Origin of the sequence: Lentzea sp. NPDC005914 (assembly GCF_040629405.1) — a bacterium.
Taxonomy (GTDB): domain Bacteria; phylum Actinomycetota; class Actinomycetes; order Mycobacteriales; family Pseudonocardiaceae; genus Lentzea.
The window spans coordinates 230,501-254,096 of record NZ_JBEXVQ010000008.1; the positions used below are offsets into that span (position 1 = coordinate 230,501).

At 68.6% G+C, this 23,596-nt stretch carries 20 protein-coding genes; 10 read left to right on the forward strand and 10 right to left on the reverse strand.

What is annotated here, in order from left to right; translation table 11 throughout:
• The first annotated feature begins 56 nt into the window (after positions 1 to 56).
• Positions 57 to 1,100: a DUF4192 domain-containing protein gene (locus tag ABZ345_RS14245; RefSeq protein ID WP_359847285.1), complete on the forward strand. Its 1,044-nt coding sequence runs from the start codon at positions 57 to 59 to the stop codon at positions 1,098 to 1,100.
• Here the strand turns inward: ABZ345_RS14245 and ABZ345_RS14250 are convergent.
• From ABZ345_RS14250 to ABZ345_RS14265, 4 genes are read right to left on the reverse strand one after another with little or no spacing between them, the layout of a single operon-like run.
• Entirely contained in the window at positions 1,070 to 3,073 is a 2,004-nt protein-coding gene (locus tag ABZ345_RS14250; RefSeq protein WP_359847287.1) for a S9 family peptidase, read from the reverse strand. The genes ABZ345_RS14245 and ABZ345_RS14250 overlap by 31 nt on opposite strands.
• Before the next feature lie 6 nt (positions 3,074 to 3,079).
• A complete protein-coding gene (gene galE, locus ABZ345_RS14255; protein ID WP_359847290.1) occupies positions 3,080 to 4,042 on the reverse strand; it encodes a UDP-glucose 4-epimerase GalE in 963 nt (320 codons plus the stop codon).
• A 36-nt stretch (positions 4,043 to 4,078) separates the two neighbouring features.
• Positions 4,079 to 5,254 (reverse strand): galactokinase, encoded by a 1,176-nt coding sequence (galK, locus tag ABZ345_RS14260; protein WP_359847292.1) that lies wholly within the window; start codon positions 5,252 to 5,254, stop codon positions 4,079 to 4,081.
• Positions 5,251 to 5,946: an iron dependent repressor, metal binding and dimerization domain protein gene (locus ABZ345_RS14265; RefSeq protein ID WP_359847295.1), complete on the reverse strand. Its 696-nt coding sequence runs from the start codon at positions 5,944 to 5,946 to the stop codon at positions 5,251 to 5,253. The genes galK and ABZ345_RS14265 overlap by 4 nt, the downstream gene beginning before the upstream one ends.
• Positions 5,947 to 6,024: 78 nt before the next feature.
• Here ABZ345_RS14265 and ABZ345_RS14270 point away from each other — a divergent pair, with 78 nt between their 5' ends.
• The gene (locus tag ABZ345_RS14270) at positions 6,025 to 6,876 is read left to right on the forward strand and encodes a sulfurtransferase (RefSeq protein WP_359847297.1); all 852 of its coding nucleotides are present in this window, start codon (positions 6,025 to 6,027) and stop codon (positions 6,874 to 6,876) included.
• Between the two features lie 61 nt (positions 6,877 to 6,937).
• Here the strand turns inward: ABZ345_RS14270 and ABZ345_RS14275 are convergent, their stop codons facing one another.
• Positions 6,938 to 7,543, reverse strand: coding sequence for a hypothetical protein (locus ABZ345_RS14275; RefSeq protein WP_359847300.1), 606 nt, complete (start codon positions 7,541 to 7,543; stop codon positions 6,938 to 6,940).
• A 169-nt stretch (positions 7,544 to 7,712) separates the two neighbouring features.
• Between ABZ345_RS14275 and ABZ345_RS14280 the strand changes: the two genes are divergently transcribed.
• The 6 genes from ABZ345_RS14280 (at position 7,713) to ABZ345_RS14305 (ending at position 17,369) form a co-directional block, all read left to right on the forward strand.
• A complete protein-coding gene (locus ABZ345_RS14280) occupies positions 7,713 to 8,885 on the forward strand; it encodes an acetoin utilization protein AcuC (protein WP_359847302.1) in 1,173 nt (390 codons plus the stop codon).
• A 6-nt stretch (positions 8,886 to 8,891) separates the two neighbouring features.
• A complete protein-coding gene (locus tag ABZ345_RS14285) occupies positions 8,892 to 11,519 on the forward strand; it encodes a GNAT family N-acetyltransferase (protein ID WP_359847305.1) in 2,628 nt (875 codons plus the stop codon).
• A 147-nt stretch (positions 11,520 to 11,666) separates the two neighbouring features.
• Positions 11,667 to 12,500, forward strand: a complete 834-nt coding sequence (locus ABZ345_RS14290; RefSeq protein ID WP_359847308.1) for a glutamate ABC transporter substrate-binding protein — start codon at positions 11,667 to 11,669, stop codon at positions 12,498 to 12,500.
• Between the two features lie 31 nt (positions 12,501 to 12,531).
• The gene (locus ABZ345_RS14295) at positions 12,532 to 13,299 is read left to right on the forward strand and encodes a GntR family transcriptional regulator (RefSeq protein WP_359847311.1); all 768 of its coding nucleotides are present in this window, start codon (positions 12,532 to 12,534) and stop codon (positions 13,297 to 13,299) included.
• Between the two features lie 33 nt (positions 13,300 to 13,332).
• Positions 13,333 to 16,875, forward strand: a complete 3,543-nt coding sequence (locus ABZ345_RS14300) for a hypothetical protein (RefSeq protein WP_359847313.1) — start codon at positions 13,333 to 13,335, stop codon at positions 16,873 to 16,875.
• A 152-nt stretch (positions 16,876 to 17,027) separates the two neighbouring features.
• Positions 17,028 to 17,369, forward strand: a complete 342-nt coding sequence (locus ABZ345_RS14305; protein ID WP_112263431.1) for a hypothetical protein — start codon at positions 17,028 to 17,030, stop codon at positions 17,367 to 17,369.
• A 72-nt stretch (positions 17,370 to 17,441) separates the two neighbouring features.
• On the opposite strand, the gene ABZ345_RS14310 is transcribed toward ABZ345_RS14305, so the two are convergent.
• From ABZ345_RS14310 to ABZ345_RS14325, 4 genes are all read right to left on the reverse strand, one after another.
• Positions 17,442 to 18,002 (reverse strand): hypothetical protein, encoded by a 561-nt coding sequence (locus ABZ345_RS14310; RefSeq protein WP_359847316.1) that lies wholly within the window; start codon positions 18,000 to 18,002, stop codon positions 17,442 to 17,444.
• Positions 17,995 to 18,579, reverse strand: a complete 585-nt coding sequence (locus ABZ345_RS14315) for a hypothetical protein (RefSeq protein ID WP_359847319.1) — start codon at positions 18,577 to 18,579, stop codon at positions 17,995 to 17,997. Before ABZ345_RS14315 ends, ABZ345_RS14310 begins: the two co-directional genes overlap by 8 nt.
• A gap of 69 nt (positions 18,580 to 18,648) precedes the next feature.
• Positions 18,649 to 19,827 carry an RtcB family protein gene (locus tag ABZ345_RS14320; RefSeq protein ID WP_359847321.1) on the reverse strand — a complete coding sequence of 393 codons (1,179 nt, stop codon included), beginning with the start codon at positions 19,825 to 19,827 and terminating at the stop codon, positions 18,649 to 18,651.
• A 10-nt stretch (positions 19,828 to 19,837) separates the two neighbouring features.
• Entirely contained in the window at positions 19,838 to 20,536 is a 699-nt protein-coding gene (locus ABZ345_RS14325; protein ID WP_359847324.1) for a hypothetical protein, read from the reverse strand.
• 154 nt (positions 20,537 to 20,690) lie between these two features.
• Here ABZ345_RS14325 and ABZ345_RS14330 point away from each other — a divergent pair, with 154 nt between their 5' ends.
• Both ABZ345_RS14330 and cpt read left to right on the forward strand, forming a co-directional pair.
• On the forward strand, positions 20,691 to 22,010 hold the full coding sequence (locus ABZ345_RS14330; RefSeq protein WP_359847327.1) for an NAD(P)-binding domain-containing protein: 1,320 nt from the start codon (positions 20,691 to 20,693) through the stop codon (positions 22,008 to 22,010).
• 213 nt (positions 22,011 to 22,223) lie between these two features.
• On the forward strand, positions 22,224 to 22,778 hold the full coding sequence (cpt, locus tag ABZ345_RS14335) for a chloramphenicol phosphotransferase CPT (protein WP_359847330.1): 555 nt from the start codon (positions 22,224 to 22,226) through the stop codon (positions 22,776 to 22,778).
• Here cpt and ABZ345_RS14340 read toward each other — a convergent pair.
• Positions 22,753 to 23,580, reverse strand: a complete 828-nt coding sequence (locus ABZ345_RS14340; RefSeq protein ID WP_359847333.1) for a radical SAM protein — start codon at positions 23,578 to 23,580, stop codon at positions 22,753 to 22,755. The genes cpt and ABZ345_RS14340 overlap by 26 nt on opposite strands.
• Positions 23,581 to 23,596 lie beyond the last annotated feature (16 nt).

Here is a 23,596-nt window from a genome sequence, read left to right on the forward strand (position 1 = left end):
CACAACCTCCCGTCCACCCCGGCTTCCCACCCGTCCCCACCCACCACAGTGGGCCCATGCCCACAACCCTCCCGAAACCGATCCGAGTCCGCGGCGCCGGCGACCTCTACGCCGCGATCCCGCACCTGATGGGGTTCCACCCGGCCGACTCGCTCGTCGTGCTGGTGCTCAAGGACAACGTGATCAGCATGACCATGCGGGTCGATCTGCCGCGTGCACGACATAGAGGAATGCTTGCAGCACAACTGGAAGCGCCGCTGCTCGAACACGAAGCGACCGAGGTGATCGTCGCGGTCGTGTGCCCGCCGTCCGAGCACATGCCCGAGCAACTGCCGCACGAACCACTGGTGGCCGCGCTCAGGAACAAACTGGGCGGCGCGGGCATCGAGGTCATCGAGGCCGTGTGGCTGCCGTCGTGCCAGAAGGACGCACCATGGCTCTGCTACCTCGACATCGACTGCTACGGAACGCTTCCGGACCCCCAAGCGTCCGCTGTCGCCGCCGCGTCAGCGCACGAGGGCCAGGTGACATTCGACTCGCGCGCGGCCATGGCCGCGATCGCCGCGCTCGACCCACCCGAGGCGCTGGAACGCAGATCCGCCTTGCTCGACGAGCTCATGACGAGTTCCAGCGAACCTGATCCGGGTCTCGAACTGCACCGGGTGCGCGACGCGATCGACGCCGTGGCGGACCGCAAAGGACCGTTGCCGGACGCGGAGATCGTCGCCTTGGCCAGAGCCTTGGCCATGCCCGAGGTGCGGGACGCGAGCATGGCGTTCGCGGCCCAGGCCAGGTCCAGACTGGCCGAACGCCTGTGGCTCGAGCTCACCAGGTCGTGCCCGGCCCCGGAACGCGCGGAGCCCGCGTGCCTGCTCGCGTTCTACGCCTACCAGCGCGGTGACGGCGGGATCGCGTCCATCGCACTCGACGCCGCCGAGGACGCATGTCCCGGGCACGTGCTGACCAAACTCCTGCGTAGCGCTGTCAGTGCCGCGTTCCCGCCGGCGGAGATGCGGGCGCTGTCCAAGGAATACGCCGACAACGCCCGCAGATTGCTCCGCAGCTGCGTTCAGAGCAGTTCCGGCCGCTCCCAGTCCTGATCCAGGACGTGCTCGGCTAGGAAAGCCCACACCGTCTCGTACCAGACTCGAGAGTTCCCGGGGGTGAGGATCCAGTGGTTTTCGGTTGGGAAGTAAAGGTATTTCGCATTGACCCCGTGTCGGACGAGGTCGAAGTACAGCCGATGCCCCTCGCCGATGGGAACCCGGTAGTCCTTGTCCCCGTGGATCACGAGCATCGGGGTCTTGATGTCCGCGACCCGCAGGTGCGGGGAATTGGCCCGGATCCGCTCCGGCCGGGTGAGGGGGTCGCCCATCTCCCGCATCCAGAAGTAGGAGCTGTCGGTGCCGCCGGAGAACGCGTCGAGGTGCCACAACGAAGCGTGGGTGACGATCGCGCGGAACCTGTCCGTCTGGGTGGCGATCCAGTTGGCCATGTAGCCGCCGAACGACCCGCCCATCGCCGCGGTCCGGGAGGCGTCGATGTCAGCCCGCTCGACCGCGGCGTCCGTGATGGCCATGAGGTCGGTGTAGGGCTCGGCACCCCAGCGCCCCCAGCCGGCCTCGATGAAGTCCGGTCCGTACCCGGTGGACAAGGCGGGGTCGGGCAGCAGGATGGCGTAGCCCTGGGCGGCCATCAGCCACGGGTTCCAGCGCCAGGTCCAGCCGTTCCAGCTCATGACCGGACCGCCGTGAACCCACAGCACCAGCGGGGCGGGGGAGTCGGCGGAGGCACCTTCCGGCAGCACCAGCCAGGAGCGGACGGTCCTGCCGTCGGCGACGACCGTGGAGATCTCCGTGAGAGTGCCGGGCACCGAGGCGATGGCGCCGGGCGCACGCAGCCGTTCTGGGTCCTGGTCGGCTCCGGTGGTGGCGAACCGCACGGGCTGTGGCGGATGGTCGACCGAGTTGCGCAGTGCGTACAACGTCTTGCTGTCCGGGCTCACGACCACGTCGCTGTAGTAACCCGAGATCGTGAGCTTCGTGATCTCGCCGGTGGTGAGGTCCAGTCGCCACACGGGCTGGTGCCCGAGGTGGCTCGCGGTGAAGAAGACCGCGGACCCGTCCGGGCTCACCACCGGGTGGTCCGGCTCCTCCTGGAAGCCGGGCGCCAGTGGCGTGATCGACTCGTCGGCCAGGTCGATGCGCACCAGGTCGCGCCGGTACGGGGTGTCCGCTGTGGACTCGCGGAACCGGATGGCGATCACGGCGGCGCCGTCGGGCGTGAAAGCGGCGTCGAAGAAGGAGAAACCCACCTCGGAGGCGATAGCGCGCGACGAGCTGCCGTCCGTGGCCACGAGCCGCAGTTCGGTCCTGCGGCCGTAGGAGGCGCTGACGTCGACGCCGTGGCCGTGGACGGCCCACTTCCCGTCCGGGCTGAGCGCGATGTCCTCGTCGCTGAACCTGCTTTCGGCGTCCTCGCTGAGGGTGGTGACCTTCTCGGTGGCGACGTCCGTGAGAGGAGCCGCGAACAGGCGCGGGTAGCTGGGGCCGAGGTCCGAGTCCCAGTACCTGATCGGGTACGACTCGTGCAGGATCGCCGTCACGCCGGCGTCCTCGCGAGCTTTGCGCTTGGCGTCGTCCTGGTCGCCGAACTCCGTGAAGCGGTACGCCGACGATGTGAACAGCACCGTCTCGCCCGCGATGCGGACCTGACCGACTCCGCCTCCCGGCCGCAGGACCTCGGCGGCCTCACCGCGGAGCGGCAGACGCCACAGCGCCTTCTTCTCCTTGGTCTCGCCCGGCTTCGCGAGCGGGTCCGGGCGCGCCGACAGGAACAACAGCGACCCGTCCGGTGCGAAGACGGGGGAGGAGTCCCCCTTGGCGGAACGGGTGAGCCGCGCGGCGTCCCGTTCGCCGGTGGGGTCGACCTCCCAGAGAGCGCCCTGCCACGTCTTGCCGTCGGGGGCGAGCGTGGAGACGACGGTGACGAGCCGCGTGCCGTCCGGGGACAGCGCGAGCGACGTGAGCCTCGGTGTGGCGTTGTAGCTCTCGAAGGAGGCGAAGTCGGTCATCCCGGATCAGGCTCCGTGCCGGGCGCGGGTGAACTCCCACGCGTCGCGGACGATGCCGGTGAGGTCGGCTCGCTCGGGCTTCCAGCCCAGCTCCGTGCGGGCCCGCTCGGCGGAGGCGACGAGGACGGCCGGGTCGCCGGCGCGCCTGGGGGCGACGACGGCGGGGATCGGGTGGCCGGTGACCTCCCGGCAGGTGTCGATGACCTGCTTCACGGAGAAGCCGGTGCCGTTGCCGAGGTTGTAGATCCGGTGCTCGCCGGGGGTGGCGTGCTCGAGCGCCAGGAGGTGAGCGTCGGCGAGGTCCGTGACGTGGATGTAGTCGCGGATGCAGGTGCCGTCCTCGGTGGGCCAGTCCTCGCCGAAGATCGAGATGTGCTCCCGTTGCCCCAGCGCGACCTGCAGGACGAGCGGGATGAGGTGCGTCTCGGTCGCGTGACGCTCGCCGATGCTGCCGTAGGCGCCGGCGACGTTGAAGTACCGCAGGCTCGTCGCCGCCAGGCCGTGCGCGGCGGCGTACGACGTGATCGCGTGGTCGATGGCCAGCTTGGTGGCGCCGTAGGTGTTGGTGGGCGCGGTCGGCGCGGTCTCGGGGATCGGCACCTCCCGCGGCTCGCCGTACGTCGCGGCAGTCGAGGAGAAGACGAGCTTCGGCGTGCCGTGATCCTTCATCGCATCGAGCAGATGAATCGCAGTAAGGACGTTGCCCGTCCAATACTTGCCGGGGTTCTGCATGGACTCGCCCACGAGGGACTTCGCCGCAAAGTGCAGGACGCCGTCGAACCCTTCTGCGAGGACGTCACCGATCACCTCGGCGATGTCGCCCTGGATGAAGCGCGCTCCCGCGGGGACGGCGTCCTCGTGCCCGGTGGAGAGATCGTCGAGGACGACGACTTCATGTCCGGCTTCGAGCAGCCTGGCAGCGCACACGCTGCCGACGTATCCGGCCCCGCCCGTGACGAGCAGCTTCACCACAGTCCTCGCATTCCTGGTCAAGATGGTCGGTCGCTACCGGTCCCTGCCCGCGCCCGCGGACGGGACCGCCGTGAAGAGCCTCGGCCGCGCGAGCGAGCGCGAGGCAAAGCCGGCGAGCACCCGGCGTTCGACCTCGTCGCTTCGCTCGACTGGTACGAGAGCGATCGCCGAGCCGCCGAAGCCGCCGCCGATCATGCGGGCGCCGAGCGCCCCGGCCGCCATCGCGGAGTCGACGGCGACGTCGAGCTCCAGGCAGGAGACCCGGTAGTCGTCCCGCAGGCTCGCGTGCGAAGCGGAGACGAGGGGGCCGATGTCGGCGAGCCTGCCCGCGCGGAGCAGCTCGACGGTGCGCAGGACCCTGTCGTTCTCGGTCACGACGTGCCGCACCAGCGGACGCAGCTCTTCGGGCAGCCGGACGAGCGTGTCGTCGAGTTCGGCGATGTCGACGTCGCGCAGCGCGGAGACACCGAGGATGTCCGCGGCGCGCTCGCAGCCGGCCCGCCGGGCGCCGTAGCCGCCGTCGACGTGGGAGTGGCTGGCGCGGGTGTCGACGACCAGCACCTCGAGCCCGCTGGCAGCCGCGTCGAACGGGATCTGTTCCGACTTGCCGGAGCGCACGTCGTAAAACAGGGCGTGCGCCTCGACACAGCACAGCGATGCCGTCTGATCCAGGATGCCTGTCGGCGCGCCGACGAAGTCGTTCTCGGAGTGCTGTACCCAGCGAGCGATGTCGGGCCGCTCGGCGTCGACGCCGGCGAGCCCCAGCAGGGCGAGGGCGACGGCGCACTCCAGAGCGTGCGAGGAGGAGAGACCGGCCCCGGCGGGCACGTCGCCCGCGAGGACGAGGTCCGCCCCGCCGCCGACGTCGATCCCCTGCTCGCGCAGGGCCCAGGCGACGCCACTGGGGTACGCGGCCCACCCCTTGACGGTGCCCGGGACTAGGTCGGCGACCACGGCCGGGTCCGCGTCCTGCACCCCGCCGTCGTCGCCGAGCGTGCTGACGGTCAGCACGCCGTCGGCACGGGACGACGCCGCGACCGCGATGCGGTGGGGCAAAGCGAACGGCAGTACATAGCCGTCGTTGTAGTCGGTGTGCTCACCGATGAGGTTGACGCGGCCCGGTGCCGACCAGACCCCTTCGGGAGTGCGCCCATGCAGGCGCTGGAACGCCTCGGCCGCCTTCTCCGCCGGCGCGGACGCCTGGGTCACCGGGCGAGCACCAGGACGGCGTGGGCGACCGCGGGGTCGAGTTCTGCCACGTTGCCGTTGCCGCCGCGCACCTGGACGACCTTGGCGCCACCGAGCGCCTCGACCTGCACGGTGCCGCCCGGCACCACGCCGGCGTCCTTCAGTTCGGCCATGAGGTCCGGGTCGAGCTGCACGTGTTCGGCGATGCGGCGCACCTCGACGCGGCCACCGCCGCGTCGGGCCACCTCGTCCACGCGCACCAGGTCCGCCTCGGCGGGCGGGGCGGGCTCGCCGTCACCCAGCTTGTCGAGGCCGGGGATCGGATTGCCGTAGGGCGAGGTGGTCGGGTTGCCGAGCAGCTTGATGAGCTTGCGTTCGACCGCCTCGCTCATCACGTGCTCCCAGCGGCATGCCTCGCTGTGCACGTGCTCCCACTCGAGCCCGATGATGTCCACGAGGAGGCGCTCGGCGAGCCTGTGCTTGCGCATGACGGCGATCGCGAGGTTGCGGCCCTGCTCGGTGAGCTCGAGGTGGCGGTCCTCCGCCACGACGACCAGGCCGTCGCGCTCCATGCGGCCGACGGTCTGGCTCACCGTCGGTCCACTTTGGCCGAGACGCTCCGCGATGCGGGCGCGCAGAGGCACGACGCCCTCTTCTTCGAGCTCGTAGATCGTGCGGAGATACATCTCCGTGGTGTCGATGAGGTCGTTCACACCCGCTCCCCTTCGTATGGTGTCGATGGTAGTCGTGCCGGGGGACACAGGTGTCCGCGCGGGTGCAGGATGTGAGTCGTGCATCCCTTGATCACTCCTGAGGCCCTCTCCGACGCGCTGAGTGCGCGGCCGGCCACCGTCGTGCTGGACGTCCGGTGGCGTCTCGGTGGACCACCCGGACGCCAAGACTACGAGGTCAGCCACGTGCCCGGCGCGGTGTACGTCGATCTGGACACCGAGCTGTCCTCCCCGCCGGGCGTTGGGGGCAGGCATCCGCTGCCAGATCCGGAGCTGTTGCAGGAGGTGCTGCGCCGCGCGGGCGTGCGCGAGGGCGGGCGGGTCGTGGCGTACGACGCGGGGGATGGCTCGGTCGCCGCGCGGGTCTGGTGGCTGCTGCGGTGGGCGGGCTATGGCGAGGTCGCGGTGCTGGACGGCGGGTTCGCCGCGTGGGAGGCGGCGGGCTTGCCGGTGACGGCGGATGTGCCTGTGCCCCTAACGGGTGATGCCGCCGGGGACGTGGTGGTGCGGCCGGGGCAGATGCCCGTCCTGGAAGCGGACGAGGCGGCGGCGCTCGCGCAGGAGGGCGTGCTGCTCGACGCGCGGGCGGCAGCGCGCTACCGCGGCGAGACCGAGCCGGTGGACCCCAAGGCCGGGCACATTCCGGGTGCGCTCAACGCGCCTACGACTGGGCACGTGGGCGCTGATGGGCGGTGGCTTGGCGCGGCCGAGCTGGCACGGCGGTTCGAGGGCATCGGCGTGTCGGGCGACGGGCCTGTTGGCGCCTACTGCGGGTCTGGTGTGACCGCTTCGTCCGTCGTGCTGGCGCTGGAGGTTGCCGGGATCACGTCGGCCGAGAAGCCGGCGGCGTTGTATGCCGGGTCGTGGTCCAACTGGTGCGCGTTGGACCGGGAGGTCGCGACCGGAGGCTGACCCGACCAGCGGCTGATGCGACTGGCGATGGGCGGCTTGCCGGTCGTGTCTGGTGGCGTGGTCAGGCCTTGGGGATGCGGTCGAAGCCTTGGGTGGCGAGTTTCAGGGCTGCGGCGCAGGTGTCCAAGTCGTCGATTGCCAGGACGCTGACCGAGAAGGCCGAGGTGATGGCTGACGGGTCGTCGGTCAGCATCACGGTCACCTGGCAGTCCTCTTTGGAGGCGCTCACCTGCCAGGCGGTGTTGCCGCCGATCTCGATCTGCTTCTTCTCGCCGTCCTGGTCCGCCACGTCGGGGACCGTGACCATCTGGGTGATGACGGTCGAGGGGCCGGTGGTGGTGTGGATGCAGCCGCCGTCGGCTGAGGACTTGCCGCCGGTGGCGGCTTCGATGTCCGCGGCTTTGAGCACGCCGCAAGTTTCGAGGCCGGTGGTCTTCTTCTTGGTGGTGATCTTGACGTCGCTCTGTTGTTTGGGGGTGGTGGGGTCCGCCGGCTTGGAGGCCGAGGTGCTGCTGGAGGGCTTCTTCGAGGTCGAGGGTGGGGTGGCTGGGGCCTCGGCTGCGTTGGGGTCGGCTGTGGCTGAGCCCTTGACCTGTTCGCTGCAGCCTGTGAGGGCGGCTAGGGGCAGGATCAGCGCTAGGAGGATGGCCGCTGGTCGCAGGTGCATGTCGCCTCTGACCCCTGTTCGGTGGGAATGGTTCCGCGTGGGCGTGAGCCGGAGAGTGTGCCGAAGGGTGCGACTGTAGGCGGCGTTCGGGGCTGGGGTGTGGGGGCAGGCGGGGTGGCGGCCAAGACGTGATCACCCGTTGGGCCGATCGGTGGGTAGGTTGCTGGCCATGGGTAAGCCAGCCGCTGTTGTCTGGGATCGGTCTTTCCTGGGGTACGACCTCGGTGGCGACCATCCGCTGAATCCTGTTCGGCTCGACCTGACGGTGAGGCTCGCCACGGCGCTCGGGGTGCTCGAGGGTGTTGAGTTGCGGGTGCCGCAGGCGGCCAGCGACGAAGAGATCGAGCTGGTGCATCGGCCTGGCTATTTGAGCGCTGTGCAGGCGGCGCCGACGGCGGGGTGGGATGTCGGGCACGGGCTGGGGACGCCGGACAACCCGGTGTTCGAGCGGATGCACGAGGCTTCGGCGTTGGTGGTCGGTGGGTCGTTGGCGGCGGCTCGGGCCATTGCGTCGGGTGAGGCGGATCGGGCGGTCAACATCGCTGGTGGGTTGCACCACGCGATGCCGGACAGTGCGGCTGGGTTCTGCGTTTACAACGACTGTGCGGTGGCCATTGAGTGGTTGTTGCGCAACGGGGTGGAGCGCATCGCGTACGTGGATGTCGACGTGCATCACGGGGACGGGGTGCAGACGGCGTTCTGGGACGACCCGCGGGTGTTGACGGTGTCGTTGCATCAGCATCCGATGAGCCTGTGGCCGGGGACCGGGTGGGCCGGCGAGGTCGGTGGCAAGGGGGTCGAGGGGAGTGCGGTCAACGTCGCGCTGCCCGCGGGGACGAAGGACGGGGCGTGGTTGCGGGCGTTTCACGCGACGGTGCCGGCGTTGGTGAAGGCGTTCCGGCCGCAGGTGCTGGTCACGCAATGCGGTGTGGACACGCACAAGGAGGATCCGCTCGCGGACCTGGCGTTGAGCGTGGACGGGCATCGGGCGATCTATCAGGCGTTCCGGGAGTTGGTGAACGAGCACGGGTTCAAGTGGCTGGCGCTCGGGGGTGGCGGGTACGAGCTGCTCAGGGTCGTGCCGCGGTCGTGGACGCACCTGCTGGCGACGGTGCTGGACCGCGATGTGGACCCGAACAGGCCGTTGCCCGCTGACTGGGTCGCGCATGCGACACGCCTCGCACCCGGGTGGCCCTTGCCTGCGTCGATGACCGATGAGTGCGACCCTGTGCACCAGCCGTGGGGCGGCGACACGGAGGAGCCGGTGGACAAGGCGATCCGCGACACGCGTCGTGCGGTGTTCCCGTTGCACGGACTTGATCCCGACGACCCCAGGGACTGACCCCAGGTGCAAGAAGTTGCGAGAGATCCGTTCGACTTTCCCCGGCAGTGGGAGGCGGACGTCGTCCTCAGCGACGGCGGCACCGTCCACCTGCGACCGATCACGCCGGACGACGCCGAGAGGCTGAGGGAGTTCCACGGGAGGCTGTCCGAGCGGACGCGGTACTTCCGCTACTTCGGGCCCTACCCGCGGATCCCGCAGCGCGACCTCGAGCGGTTCAGCACGGTCGACCACCACGACCGGGTGGCGCTCATCGCGTTGCTCGGCGACGACATCGTCGCGGTCGGCAGGTTCGACCGGCTGCATGAAGGCGAGTCGGCCGAGGTCGCGTTCGTCGTCGAGGACGGCCACCAGGGGCGCGGGCTGGGCAGCATCCTGCTCGAGCACCTCGCGGCGGCCGCGAAGGAGGTCGGGCTCGCGCGGTTCGAGGCCGAGGTGCTCGCGGAGAACGGGCAGATGGTCCGGGTGTTCCGCGACGCCGGCTACCAGGTCAGCAGGGCGTTCGAGGACGGTGTGCTGCACCTCGAGTTCGCGATCGACCCCACCGACGAGTCCGTCGCCGTCGCCAGGGCCCGCGAACAGGCCGCCGAGGCCCGCAGCGTGCACAACCTGCTGCACCCGAGAAGTGTCGCCGTCATCGGCGCGTCCACCGACCCGACCAAGATCGGGCACGCGGTCCTCAAGAACCTCCTCGAAGCCGACTTCAACGGGCCCGTCTACCCGGTCAACGCCGAGCACCGCGCCGTCAGGGGCGTGCGGGCGTATCCGACCGTGCTCGACATCCCCGACGACGTCGACCTCGCCGTCGTCGCCGTCCCCGCGGCCAGCGTCGACGAGGTCATGGACGCGTGCCTGGCCAAAGGCGTGAAGGCGCTCGTCGTCGTCAGCAGTGGCTACGGCGAGACGGGGCCGGACGGGCTGTCAGCCGAACGCAGGCTCGCGGCCGAGGCGAGAGCGCACGGCATGCGCGTCGTCGGTCCCAACGCGCTCGGCGTCATCAACCTCGACCCCAAAGTCAGGCTCAACGCCAGCCTCGCCCCGAAGCTGCCCGCGAGAGGCCGCGCGGGCTTCTTCTGCCAATCCGGCGCCCTGGGCACCGCCATTCTCGCCAACGCCGCCGGATGGGGCCTCGGGCTGTCCACGTTCGTCTCGGCGGGCAACCGCGCCGACGTCTCCGGCAACGACCTCCTGCAGTACTGGGAGACCGACCCCGCGACCGACGTCGTCCTGCTCTACCTGGAGTCCTTCGGCAATCCGCGCAAGTTCGCCAGGCTCGCGCGACGACTCGGCCGCACCAAGCCGATCGTCGCGGTCAAGTCCGGCCGGCACGCCGTCGTCCCCGGCCTCGCCGCCACCGCCGCCAAGGTCGACGAGGCGAGCGTCCAGGCGTTGTTCGAGCAGGCCGGCGTCATCAGGGTCGACTCGCTGGCCCAACTGTTCGACACCGCGCTCCTGCTCGCCCACCAGCCGCTGCCCAGGGGCAAGCGCGTCGCCGTCGTCGGCAACTCCACCGCCATCGGCCTGCTCGCCGCCGACACCCTCCTCGCCCAGGACCTCGACCTCGCGGACGCCCCCGTCGACGTCGGCGCCCAGGCCACGCCGGAGGAGTTCGCGAAGGCCGTCCAGGAAGCCCTCAACCGCCCCGACACCGATGCCCTCGTCGTCGTGTTCGTGCCACCGATCGCAGTCCCCGGCACGGCCTATGCCCGCGCACTCAAGGAAGCCGCGCACGGCACCAAGCCGATCGTCTCCACGTTCCTCGCGGTCGAAGGCATTCCGGACGAGCTCAAAATGCCCGGACGAGGCTCGATTCCCAGCTACGCCAGCCCGGAACGCGCCGTTCTCGCATTGGCCCGCGTCATCCGCTACGCCCGCTGGCGTGCCGCGCCCCAAGGCCACTTCACGCGGCCGGAAGGCATCGACGCCGAGCGAGCCCGATCCATTGTGGACAACACCGAGAGCGAACGACTGCTTGATGACCACAAAGCCGTCGAACTGCTGAACTGCTACGGAATCGACGTCGTCCCGTTCCGCATCGCCCACAGCGCCGAGGAAGCAGCCGAGGCCGCCGACGAACTCGGCTACCCGGTCGCGATGAAAGCCACCACCGAACGCCTCCGCCACCGCACGGACCTCGTCGGCGTCAGACTGGACATCGCGCAACAAGAATCGGTCAAGGCGGCATACCACGACCTCGCCGCCCTGAGTGGCAAACCGGGCGTGTACGTGCAACGCATGGCGCCCAAGGGAGTCAGCTGCGTCCTGGGCCTGCAGGACGACCCGAGCTTCGGCACGCTGGTCTGGTTCGGACTGTCGGGTCTCGTCAGCGACCTCCTCGGCGACCGTGCCTACCGGGCAGTACCCCTCACCGACACCGACGCCGCGGCACTCGTCGCGGCACCGAAAGCCGCACCGCTGCTGACGGGGTACCGCGGCGACGAACCCGCGGACCTGAAAGCACTTCAGGAACTGGTACTCCGTTTGGCGGCACTGGCGGAGGACCTTCCGGAGGTCCGTTCGCTCAAGCTGGAACCCGTTCTAGCTTCTGCCGCAGGTGCTTTCGTCAGCAGCGCGCGCATCGTCATCGGCCCACCACCGTCCCTGCACGACGCCGGTCCGCGCCGCCTGCGCTGATCTGTACGCCTCAACGATTCTGTCGTCTCATTCGCTCCGGGGTATGGACATGCGTCCGATCGCCGCCTAGGTTTCCGGCATCGCCCCGCAGCGTCACCCCGTGATGCGCCGGCGCATGCCCGTGAAACCATGTTGTAAGAGGGACGAATGACGCCGAGAGCACTCCTCCGCCTGCTGGCGACAACAAGTGCGGCCGTGTTGCTCATCTCCTCGTGCGCGAGCGGCGACGAGAACACGATCGCCGGCCGGGCCAGCAAGAACGACCGCCTGACCATCGCCGTCTCGTACGACCAGCCCGGTATGGCGGTGCGCAGACTCGACGGCAGCTACCGCGGGTTCGACGTCGACGTCGCCAAGTTCATCGCGAACGAGTTCGGCGTCAAAGAGCAGAACATCACCTGGAGAGAAGCGCAGCCCGGCAACCGGGAGACGCTCCTGACCAGCGGCGAGGCCGATCTCGTGGTCTCCACCTACTCGATCACGGACAAGCGCAAGGAACTGATCGACTTCGTCGGCCCGTACTTCGTCGCAGGCCAGGACCTGCTGGTGCGCATGAACGAGAACCGCATCGACGGCCCGAAGTCGCTCAACGCCAGCCTTCGCCTGTGCTCCACCGCGGGCTCCACCTCCGCCGCGTACGTGCGCGACCAGTTCGCGAACGACGTGAAGATGGTCGAGTACGCCAAGTTCAGCGACTGCGTGACGGCGCTGCTCGCCCAGAACGTCGACGCCGTCACCACCGACGACGTCCTGCTCGCGGGGTACGCCGCCCAGAACCCCGAGCTGCTGCGGGTCGTCGGCGACCCGTTCAGCAAGGAGGAGTACGGCGTCGGCCTGCACCGCAACGACCCGACCAGCAAGGCCAAGGTCCAGTCGGCGCTGCAGAAGATGATCGACACGGGCGCCTGGCGCAAGTCGCTGGAGGCCAACATCGGATCTTCCGGCTACAAGATCCCCGATCCGCCGAAGCTGGCCCCCTGATCACACAGCGGGTGACGTATGCTCACGCCACGTGAACCGAGTGCCGCCGCACCGCGCTGATCGACCCGTTCGCGCGGGCATCCCAGAACACGGCCGAGTCCCGCGCTACTACGCGGTCAAGGCCGAGCTGTTCGACCTCGTCGAGAACCTCGGCGAAGGTACCGTCCTGCCGTCCGAACGCGAGCTCGCCGAACGGTTCTCCGTCTCGCGCGTCACGCTCCGCCAGGCCGTCAGCGAACTGGTGCTCGAAGGCAAGCTCATCCGCCGCCAGGGCAGCGGCACGTTCGTCGCGCCACCGAAGCTCGTTCAGCCGTTGTCGCTGGTCAGCTACACCGAGGGCATGCGCCGCCAGGGTGTCGAGCCGACCCGCACGGTGATCACGATCGAGGAGCTCAGCGCCGACGACGGGCTCGCCCGCGACCTGATGCTCGAGCCGGGCGACCCGGTCGTGCACCTCGAACGCGTCCTGCTCGCCGACGACGAGCGCATCGGCCTCGAGTCGACGTACCTGAGCAGCCGCCGCTTCCCCGAGCTCAGGGAGAAGCTCGACCCCGCCGGGTCGCTCTACGCGTGCCTCACCGAACGGCTCGGCGTGCGTTTCGCCGAGGCCGAGGAACGCGTCGAGACGGTGCTCGCCACGCCCCGCGAGGCACTGCTGATCGGCACGAACCCCGCGCTGCCGATGCTGCTGCTGCACCGCGTCTCCTACGACGTGGACGGCCACCCGATCGAACGCGCCCGGTCGCTGTACCGAGGCGACAGGTTCAGCTTCGTCGCCCGTTTGCACGCGGATCGTTAGGAACAGAACCAGCCCCGGTAGCGTCTGAGGATCATGGCGCTGGAACCGGAGATCGGGCTCGTCGGCAGGGACGACATCACCGCGTTGGTGGAGTCGTTGGTGGAGCGCCGCAAAAGGCACACGTTGCCGGTGATCGTCGCGTTCGGCCCCGGTGGCAGCGGCAAGACGTCGCTGCTGGACCACGTCCACCGGCGCTACCGCGACGCGCCCGTGGCCAGGGTCGACCTCGACAAGGCCGGTTCCCGCTCGTGCAAGGACATTCTCGACGTCGCCGCCGAGCAGCTGCGCTCCTATCGGCACGCCGAGTTCGGACGTGTGCGGTTACCCCGCTACGACCTCGCCCGGCTGGCGCTGTTCCCGGCCATGGGCGGAGACGTCGGTGACGACCCGCACCACCGCGCGCGTGAGCTCGCCGCGAAGCAGATGACCCGGCTCGTCGCGGTCGCCGACGCCGCCGAGGTCGTCGAGATGCTGCCACCCGCGCAGGGCCTCGGGAAGGTGCTGAGGCCGCTTCTGCTGTGGCTCATCGGACTCGCGGTCGTCGCGCCGCGGCCGTTGCGGTGGTTGCTCGGCGGGCCACGGGTCGCGAGCGCGTTGCGGTGGTTCGAGAACCACGTCGGACGCCCGAAGTTCGATGCCGCGCTCGTGCACATGTGGAGCCTCCACCGGGCCGGCGACACGCTCGCGATCGACCGGCTGCTCGTCGCCGCGTTCCTCGCCGACATCACGGCCGCCTACCGGTTCCGCCGCTACCGCAGGATGAACAGCCTGCTGCTGCTCGACGGCGCCGACCTCCTCGACGGCATCGACTCCTACCTGCCGCCGAAACGCCCACGGCCCGCCGCGCGAGCCACCGACTTCCTGAGCCTGCTCGCCGAACGACGCGTCCAGGAACCGCACGTGCCGCTGCTCGTGATCGCCACCAAGCAGTCCGCGCCGTCCCTGCCAGACTCGACGGTGTTCAAGCCGGTACGTCTCGAACCGTTCACCCTGGCGCAGACGCGGCAGTTCCTCGCCGAGTGGAACCGCGTCCGCAACAGCACGGTCGAGTCCGAGGCGCTCGTCGAGGAACTGCACGAGGTCACGCACGGCCATCCGCTCGCGGTCCGGCTCGCCATCCAACTCGTGCAGTTCGTGTTCGCGCGCGACCAGGTGCTGCCGTCGGTGCGCTCGGTGTTCGACGAACGGCTGCCGGTCGACGAGACCACGACGTTCCAGGACGCCACGGTCGGCGACTACCTGCTTCTCCGTTTCTTCCAACGGATTCCGGGTGCGGAGGAAATGCCCGAACGCGAGGCCGCTCGCGAGATCTTCGCCCGCCTCGCCGCCCCGCGCCTGCTCGACAGGCACGTGATCCGCGCGCTGCTGCCGTCGACCTGGTCGGCGGAGAACATGCGCGGTCTGCTGGCACAGCTCAGCTTCGTGAGCACACAGGGCGACAGCTTCGTGCTGCACCCGTTGTTGCGCGACTTGCTGGCGCGCAGGCTTCGTGAGGTCCCGGAGGGCCAGCCGTTCTCGCACACGAACGTCCACCGGTTGCTGAAAGATCGTTACGACAGCCTCGGGCAACGCGAAGACGCGCTCTATCACGCACTCGCGCTCGGCGAAGTCCACCTCGTCGCGCATCGGCTGCGCCCGCACGTCGACGAACGCAGTGACCGCTGGATCGCCGAGCTCGCGGCCATCGCCGAGGCGCCGATGCCGCCGGGCGAAGGCGAACCGGAGTTCGAGGACCAGCCCATCACGTGGTGGGAACGTCTTCGCACCGGAACGAAACGCAACCTCCACCGCCGCTACGACCGCGTGGTGCGGCCGGAGACCGGTCAGCTGGAGGACGCCGTCATCGCGACCTGGGAACTGCGCTCGCGCAGCCGGATCGTGCGGCCGACGGTCGAGATGTACGACCGGGTGTTGCGCACCCACCAAGATCTTCACGGCGCCGAGGAACGCCTGACCGCCTACCGCACAACGAAACGCGCGCTCGAACACAACACACCAGCGTCGCCACCGGGGCCGTTGCCGCGCTCGTCCACCGTCGCCCGCTTCCCGTACCCGCGACGCTGGCCCGGCCGCAACGCCTTGCGACGCGTGGCCGTCTACCTCGTCGTGACGCTGCTTGTGTTGTACGGAGCGGCTTTCTACCTCCAGACGAGCAACAACTGCCTGCGCTACGGCCTCTACGAGCCAGCCCAGCTCGTCGAGGACCTCTCCGGCAAACGACCGCGTCTGTCCAAGATGGATGGTGTGCAGTGCGTTGGCCTGAGCGAGAAATCGGGCCGGTTCGCCTACGGTGACCCGACGCTGCAGAACAACGACGACGCCGAGGTCGAGGAGCTCGCGAAGCTCATCGCCGAGGAGAACGACCGCGCCGCCAAGGTGAAGGACCGCGACGTCGTCACCATCGTCGTCGCCACGATGCTCAGCTCCACCGAGCGGGTGAAGCGCGACCTGTCCGCCGGGGTGAACGAGCTGCGCGGCGCGTACCTGGCCCAGCGCGACTGGAACCAGCTCGACGGGCTCGGCCGCAACCCGTTGGTGCGTCTCGTTCTCGCGAACTTCGGGGGCGAGTCCAAGTATGCGGAGAAGGTCGCCGACGAGATCCGCAGGTACGCCGAGCGCGACCCGAAGGTGGTCGCCGTGACGGGTCTCGGGCAGAGTCGGGGTACCACGTTGTCGGCGCTGGGCATCCTGGGGCCGTCGAAGGACCACCCGAACGGCATCCCGATGGTCGGGTCGTCGTTGTCGTCGACGAACTTCAGCAACAAGCCCTACTTCTTCCGCGTCGCACCGGCCAACGACCGCCAGGCTCAGGTCGCCGCCCGGATCATCGAGCGCACCGAAGCGTTGCGGGGTCGTCCACTGCACCTCTTGCAGAGCACCGGGGACGAGTACAGCTCGGATCTCGCGGAGGGGTTCGTGGACGTGCTCAGTCCGGAAGTGCACAACTACGACGAGACAGCGAACACGGTGGCTGCGCAGCTCGGCAAACTGGTGGCGGACATCTGCCAGAAATCACCGAACGCGCTCATCCTCTACACCGGCCGCACGGCGGAGGTCGGCGGGCTGCTCACCGAGCTGAGCCACAGCAACTGCACCGACCCGGTCGTGTTCGGCGGGGACGACCTCACCCAGCTCGAGACGACGAACTACACCGATCTGGAAGACATCAAACGATTCGCCGACGGCAGGCTCTACTTCACGACGTTCGCGTGGACTCCCGGCCGTGAGCCGATTCCCCAGCCGACGCAACAGTTCTTCACCACGTACGAGGGCGCGCAGAAGCGACATGCGAGGAAGGCTTTTCTTTCGGGCCCCAACGGACACATTCTTCTTGCTTATGACGCCGTCAGCGTCGTCGCGCGTTCAACTGCTGTTGGGGCGTCACGAGAAGACGTTTTCGAGCGGCTGCGCACTTTGAGTGACTTCCCCGGCGCGTCCGGGAGGCTGACGTTCGCCCGCCCCGGCGCCAGCGGCCTGTCCGGCGCGGACCCGGCCGACAAGCTGGTCGTGGGCCAGATCGTCAAGCTGGACAACGGGTTTCTCGTGTCTCGATACGTCACGCACGAGGGCGCGTAGCGGTTCGGCGAAGTGACTGCGGGTCACCGGACCTCGTTTGCGCGCAGGAAGATACCGCCCGTTCGCACTCGTTTCCCGCTCAAGTCGCGGAGGTACTGTTGGTAGTACGAACTCAGGATGTCCGCAAGGGTGCGGAGGAGCGGGGGTGTGCCGTGTCCTTCAAGGCGGAGTTCCTCGCTGAACTCGAGGACTGCCTGCGCGGCTACGGCGCGGTCCCGGTCAGCAATCACGACGCACTCGCGTTGTTCATCGAGTTCGTGCGTGCTCTTCCGGAGAGCGACCAGAGGCTTCGCTGCCTCGAAGGCGTCGACCAGGGTTCCGGGTCGTTCTGGAACAACCCGGCGGTGTGGTGGGAGCAGGTGCCGCGGTTCGGGGCGGGCCTTGCGCGATGCGGGTCGGCGGAGTGCCGCAAGTTGCTGGACGACATGCTCGACGAGGCCATCAGCGACGAGATCGACGTGCTGGAGATGGAAATTCGCGAGCTGCCCAGTTAGGCGAGCTGCTCACTTAGAACATGCCTGCCGGCGCCGCCACCTGTTACGGCCACGGCGCCGGGGCTTCAACACCTATTTGACGGCAACGAGCGACTTGAACAATTCCCGATAGCGGTGGAGAGCCAGTCGCAGGTCCTCGGTCTGTGGATCACCGTTTCCCTCGAGCTGCTTCGCCAGTGAACGGTGACGGGTGGTGAGCTCCTCGATCGCCCGCGTCACGAGGTCGTCTGCCTTGCGCACGGCCGCTTTCGGGTCGTCGACGAACTCGTACTGGACGTTCTGCCACTCGTCCTCGAGCCTGCTGGACTGCCGCTGGTCGGTCCGCTGCTGCTCGGTCCGCTGGTGCTCGCCGCGCTGGTACTCGCTGCGCTCAGCCCGCTGTTCGTTGCGCTGCTCCGCACGGTTTTCGTCGCGCTGCTCAAGGCGCTGCTCGGCACGCGGATCGTTGCGCTGTTCGGCGCGCGGGTCAGTGCGCTGCTCGGCACGCGGGTCGTTGCGCTGCTCGGTGCGCTGGGCCTGCTGCTGAGGCAAGCGGTCCGTCTGCGGCGTGCGCTCTTCCGCCTGCCGCTCAGTCTGCTGCGGCCGGGCCGGGGTCGGCGTGGGAACCGCTGCGTGGGTGGGTGTCTCAGACATCCGTCTTCTCCTTCCGCACGGTTTCACGGTCCTTGTGCGGAGCCGCACCGTGTTCGAGCAGATCGGTGAACAGCTCGCGGTAATGCACCATCGCGGTGCGCAGGTCCTCGGTGCTCGCCTCGCCGATCTCCTGGCGTTCGGAGATGTCGTGCGCCTTGCGGTAGTGCTCGAGAGTCCGAGCGTGTTCCACCGACAGGACGCTCAGCTGCGCCTCGTAACCCTCTGTGGGGTAGCCGCGCTCGGACATCAGATCGGTGACCAGGCGGTCGGCGTCCGCGATCGCGGTGTCCGGCGAGTCGACGAACTTCGCCTGCACGTTCGCCCAGTGCCGTCGGTAACTCTCCTGCGCCGTATCGGAAAGCGGCTTCAGGTCGAACTCGCTGTGACGGTGTTCCCGCTCGGCGAGCTCCTTCTCCGCGGCCGTTCTGCTGTCACTGTCAGAGACCGCGCGGTCGTACTCAGGGCCGAAGCGGTCGCGCAGCTTCTTGCGCTGCATGGCGGGCCTCAGCACGAACGCGAGGACCACCAGCACCACGAGGACCGCGACCACCAGGCCGATGATGGCGCCCGTAGACATGGAAAACCTCCAAGACAGGCAAACTTCTCTGCTGTCCTGGAGGCTTCCCACTGCGCTCAAGAGAAAACATCAACCCTTGATACAAACCACCTGCTTGAGCTTGGCGACGATCTCGACGAGGTCGGACTGGTTCGCCATGACGGTGTCGATGTCCTTGTAGGCGCCCGGAATCTCGTCCACCACACCGGAGTCCTTGCGGCACTCGACACCACTTGTCTGGTCGGCGAGATCCTGCGTGGTGAAGGTCTTGCGGGCCTTGTTGCGCGACATCCTCCGGCCGGCGCCGTGCGACGCCGACTCGAACGAGTCCGGGTTCCCGAGACCGCGCACGATGTACGAGCCGGTGCCCATCGAGCCCGGGATGATGCCCAGCTCGCCGCGTCCGGCCCGGATCGCGCCCTTGCGGGTCACCAGCACGTCCTCACCGAAGTGCGTCTCCTCGGCCACGTAGTTGTGGTGGCACGAGATCGGCTCCTCGAACAGGACGTGCGGGAAGTCGGCGCGCAGCACGTCGCAGACCAAACGCAGCATGACCGAGCGGTTACGCCGCGCGTAGTCCTGCGCCCAGTACAGGTCGTGCCGGTACGCCGCCATCTCCGGCGTGCCCGCGAGGAACACGGCGAGGTCCGGGTCCGGCAGCTCGGCGTTGTGCGCGAGCGTGCGCGCCACCGAGATGTGGTGCTGCGCAAGCTCGTTGCCGATCCCGCGCGACCCGGAGTGCAGCATGACCCACACGTTCTGGTCGGTGTCCAGGCAGACCTCGAGGAAGTGGTTCCCGCCGCCGAGAGTGCCCATCTGGTGCAACGCCTTGTCAGCACGCGCCTTCACGGCGGGCGTCAGGTCGTCGAACTTCCTCCAGAACGGGGCCCAGTCGGACGCGTCCCTGTCGGTGAACGCGGTCGCCTTGTGCTGACCGAAGCCGACGGGGATCTTGGCCTCCATGCGCGACCGCAGCCCGCGCAGAGTCGCCGGAAGGTCGCCGGCCGTGAGCGAGGTGCGGACGGCGGTCATGCCGCAGCCGATGTCCACGCCGACGGCCGCGGGGGAGACGGCGTCGCGCAACGCGATCACCGATCCCACCGTGGCGCCCTTTCCGTAGTGCACGTCCGGCATCACGGCGATGTGCTTGACGGCCCACGGCAGCGCGGAGATGTTCTGAAGCTGTTGCATGGCGAACTCCTCGACCTCGTCCGGTCGAGTCCACATGCGGATGTCCACGTTCTTGCCGCGGACGAGGTTTGCTGCCATGTCCACGAGGTTAAGCCGCGTTTTGTTCGTTCCACAAAGGAGTTTTCTGAGGAGTTTCAAGGGAAGTTGCCTCCGCGCCCACGAACTCCCAGGCGCCCCTGCGGACCTTGGCCCTGCTCATGTCGCCGCCGAGGTTCGTGACGAACGCGCGCACCGTCGGGAGGTCGTTGACGTCCGCGATGAGGATCGCCTTGTTCTGCAGCGTGACGCTGCCGCCGCCGAGCTTCTCCCGCGCGACCGCGTCCTTGAGGAGGCCTTCGCGGACCTGCGTTGCGGTGATGCCGTCGACCTCGACCTGGACGGCGTCGACCTTCGGCGAGTTCGCGGGCAGGAAGCGGAACGTCAGCACCGACTCCTGCCGGAACTGCTTGCTGATCGTGGAGGCGGTGTGGCGCAGGCTCTCCTCGCCGAGGGTGACGTCGAACTTGCGGGAGCGTTCGAACGTCGTCTGCTGCAGGGTGCTCGACCAGAACACGCCGTCGAGCAGCGTGGAGCGGGTGGTGAGGCCGCCGTTGGCGTGCACGATGCCGCGGACCTCGCGGTCGAACCTGACCAGCTTGTCCTGCAGGCGAGGATCGCCGGGGTCCGTGATGATCGCGGTGTTGTTGGTCGCGAAGATCTCCGGGCACGACAGCGGTGCGCCCGCCGCCGTGCCCGTGGAGACCGTGATCGCCAGTACCGACGTGACTGCCACGAGAAGCTTTCGCATGGGGCACAACGTATTGCTCCTAGGCGCGGTGGGCATACCCAGTTCCGCTGAGTGGGCCGCGGCTCGGGGCCGAGCGGATCTGACAATTCCGCCCGATTCAGGTTCGTGCGCCGGGTGATTGACAGCCGGTTTGAACATGAAAATACTTCAGGCCATGGATCGCGTGTGCGTCATCGGAGCGGGCTCTTCCGGCATCGCCGCCTGTCAGGTGCTCAGCGCCCGCGGCATCGAGTACGACTGCTATGAGACCGGATCCGAGATCGGCGGCAACTGGCGCTATCTCAACGACAACGGCATGTCGTCGGCCTATCGGTCGCTCCACATCAACACCTCGCGGCAGATGATGGAGTTCAAGTCCTTCCCGATGTCCACCCGGCTGCCGGCCTACCCGTCGCACTTCCAGATCGCCGAGTACTTCGACGACTTCGTGAAGCACCACGGGTTCCGCGACCGCATCCGATTCCGGACCGAGGTCGTTTCGGTTTCCGTCGCTTCCGGTGGCTATTCGGTCACCACGCGCGATCGCGACACAGGTGCTGAAACTTCTGTTTCGTACCGTTCGGTCATCGTCGCCAGCGGGCACCACTGGTCGCCGCGTTTGCCCGAACCCGCCTTTCCCGGTTCGTTCGACGGCGAGGAGTTGCACGCGCACTTCTACAAGACGCCGGAACGTTTCGCGGACAAGAAAGTGCTGGTTCTCGGCATCGGGAATTCGGCCTGCGACATCGCGGTCGAGTCGTCCCGCGTCTCTTCCCGGACTTTCCTGGCCATGCGACGCGGCGCGCACATCATGCCCAAGTACCTGTTCGGCATGCCGACCGATCACCTGACGACGTCGCCGCTCGCCCGGTTCGCGCCCGCATGGATGCAGGCGCTGTCCCTGCGGGCGATGCTGCGGCTGTCCCGGGGGAAGCTCTCCTCCTACGGGTTGCCGGAGCCTTCGCACGGGATCCTCGCGGCGCACCCGACCGTGTCCGACGATCTGCTGACCCGGCTCGGGCACGGGGACATCACCGTGAAGCCGAACATCACGCGGCTGGACGGATCCGGGGTCGTCTTCGCGGACGGCAGCCGGGAGGACGTCGACGTCATCGTCTACTGCACCGGCTACAAGGTCGACTTCCCGTTCCTGGACCCCGCCGCGTTCCCTGCCGTGTCCTCCGCGGACAACGAGGTGTCGCTCTACCGGCGGGTCGTGGATCCGGCTCATCCCGGGCTGTACTTCCTCGGGTTGATCCAGCCTCTGGGAGCGATCATGCCGCTGGCCGAGGCCCAGTCGGAGTGGATCGCCGACCTGGTGTCCGGGCGCGCCGTGCTGCCGCCGGTGCCGGAGATGAAGGCGGAGATCACCTCCTACCGGGAGTCGCTGCGGAGCCGGTACGTGAAGTCGAAGCGGCACACGCTGGAGGTCGACTTCCTCGGGTACCAGCGCGAGCTCGCGGAGGAACGCCGAGCCGGCGCCGCACGCCGCTGACACCCCGCCCAACTGATATATCGGCTGGCCCGTTCCCTGTTGTCCCTGCTCAGCGGGGCCTTTGCAATGAGTCTTTTGACGACGCCCGCAAACGTTTTTTGCATCCGGGCGGAGGGAACGGCGGATGGCAACGGGCGGCGGACGGCGGCAACGGCGCGGAAGGCGGCGGGGAAAAGGATCGTGGGCGGGGTGCGGGCTGGGTACGGTCGGCGCGTGCCGAGTGCTCAGGTGATCGTTCTCAACGGCGGGTCCAGCTCCGGCAAGTCGGGGATCGCGCGGTGTCTGCAGGCCGTGCTGCCCGAGGCGTGGCTGGTGATCGGGGTCGACACGTTGATCGACGTGATGCCGCCGCGGTTGCAGCTCGGAGCCGAGGGGATCGGGTTCGCCGACGACGGGGAGGTGACCGTCGGGGCGGAGTTCCGGTTGCTGGAGGACGCCTGGATGGAGGGGGTCGCCGCGATGGTTCGCGCTGGGGCGCGGGTGGTCGTGGACGACGTGTTCCTCGGTGGGGTCGAGTCGCGGCAGCGGTGGGAGAAGGTGTTGCACGGGCTCGAGGTGTTGTGGGTGGGCGTGAGGTGTGACGCCGCTGTCGCCGCGGGCCGGGAGGTCGCCCGCGGCGATCGGGTCGCCGGAATGGCCGCGGTGCAGGCTGAACTGGTGCATCGCGGGATGAGCTACGACGTGGAGGTCGACACCACCCGTACCGAGGCGGTCGAGTGCGCCGAGGTGATCGCCGGGTGGGTCACGAGCGTGGAGGATCGTCGTTAGGGGCGCACGAGCCGCCGCCTTGGGGCCAGCAGGAACGGCCCGCGGCCGCCGGTGACGCGGCAAGAGACGCGACCCGCACGGTCGACAGGATCGTTCCAAGATCCGTATCCAATATATTGCCCAGCGAGATCCAGCGGGCGAACACGCACGGCCACACCTCGCCGGTGGGGGAGATGGCCACGGCACCGTGACCGCAGCGGCCGCACAGCTGGTCAGGCGCGGGTGAAGCGTTTGCGCCGCGGCCCACGCCGCGCAGGCGGTCGACACCGACCGAAGAGACGCCGAGCGACGCGAGTTCGGCCTGGGCGGCGCGTGTGCGCTGGCGGCCGATCGAGTCGGAAGAGCTGACGTCTATGACACCGGCGCGCAGCGGGATGTCGCGGGTCAGGGCCTCGGCGATGTTGGCTCGTGTGCGGGCGTGACTGCCGCGGCGGCCCGTGATGGCCTCGTGCTGGGCGGCGGTGTCGGAGTAGTAGCTCGTCGCCAGGCGGACTCCGGGACGGGAGAAGGCGTCCCAGAGACGCGGGCCGATGTGGACGAGATTGCTGAAGACCTCGACCTCGACTCCGGCGTCCAGAACGTGGCTGACTAACGACGGTAAATCGGGATGCAATGTCGGTTCGCCGCCGATGAACTGAACCGATCGCGCGCCGAGTTCGGCGACGTGGTCGATGACGCGGAACCAATCGGATGTTCGAAGCACGCCCTCTGTACCGAGCGGCCCGGAGTCCGCGTAGCAGTGCGTGCAGCTCAGTTGACATTTGCCGGTGATCTCGAGCCATGCGAAACGCAGGTCGGTCATGTCCCGCTCCCCTGGA

What these genes read in the sequence shown, in the direction of transcription:
- ABZ345_RS14245 (WP_359847285.1), top strand. Translation starts at nt 57, where the DNA reads ATGCCCACAACCCTCCCGAAACCGATCCGAGTCCGCGGCGCCGGCGAC.
- ABZ345_RS14250 (WP_359847287.1), bottom strand. Translation starts at nt 3,073, where the DNA reads ATGACCGACTTCGCCTCCTTCGAGAGCTACAACGCCACACCGAGGCTC.
- ABZ345_RS14275 (WP_359847300.1), bottom strand. Translation starts at nt 7,543, where the DNA reads ATGCACCTGCGACCAGCGGCCATCCTCCTAGCGCTGATCCTGCCCCTA.
- ABZ345_RS14280 (WP_359847302.1), top strand. Translation starts at nt 7,713, where the DNA reads ATGGGTAAGCCAGCCGCTGTTGTCTGGGATCGGTCTTTCCTGGGGTAC.
- ABZ345_RS14290 (WP_359847308.1), top strand. Translation starts at nt 11,667, where the DNA reads ATGACGCCGAGAGCACTCCTCCGCCTGCTGGCGACAACAAGTGCGGCC.
- ABZ345_RS14300 (WP_359847313.1), top strand. Translation starts at nt 13,333, where the DNA reads ATGGCGCTGGAACCGGAGATCGGGCTCGTCGGCAGGGACGACATCACC.
- ABZ345_RS14310 (WP_359847316.1), bottom strand. Translation starts at nt 18,002, where the DNA reads ATGTCTGAGACACCCACCCACGCAGCGGTTCCCACGCCGACCCCGGCC.
- ABZ345_RS14315 (WP_359847319.1), bottom strand. Translation starts at nt 18,579, where the DNA reads ATGTCTACGGGCGCCATCATCGGCCTGGTGGTCGCGGTCCTCGTGGTG.
- ABZ345_RS14320 (WP_359847321.1), bottom strand. Translation starts at nt 19,827, where the DNA reads ATGGCAGCAAACCTCGTCCGCGGCAAGAACGTGGACATCCGCATGTGG.
- ABZ345_RS14325 (WP_359847324.1), bottom strand. Translation starts at nt 20,536, where the DNA reads ATGCGAAAGCTTCTCGTGGCAGTCACGTCGGTACTGGCGATCACGGTC.
- ABZ345_RS14330 (WP_359847327.1), top strand. Translation starts at nt 20,691, where the DNA reads ATGGATCGCGTGTGCGTCATCGGAGCGGGCTCTTCCGGCATCGCCGCC.
- ABZ345_RS14340 (WP_359847333.1), bottom strand. Translation starts at nt 23,580, where the DNA reads ATGACCGACCTGCGTTTCGCATGGCTCGAGATCACCGGCAAATGTCAA.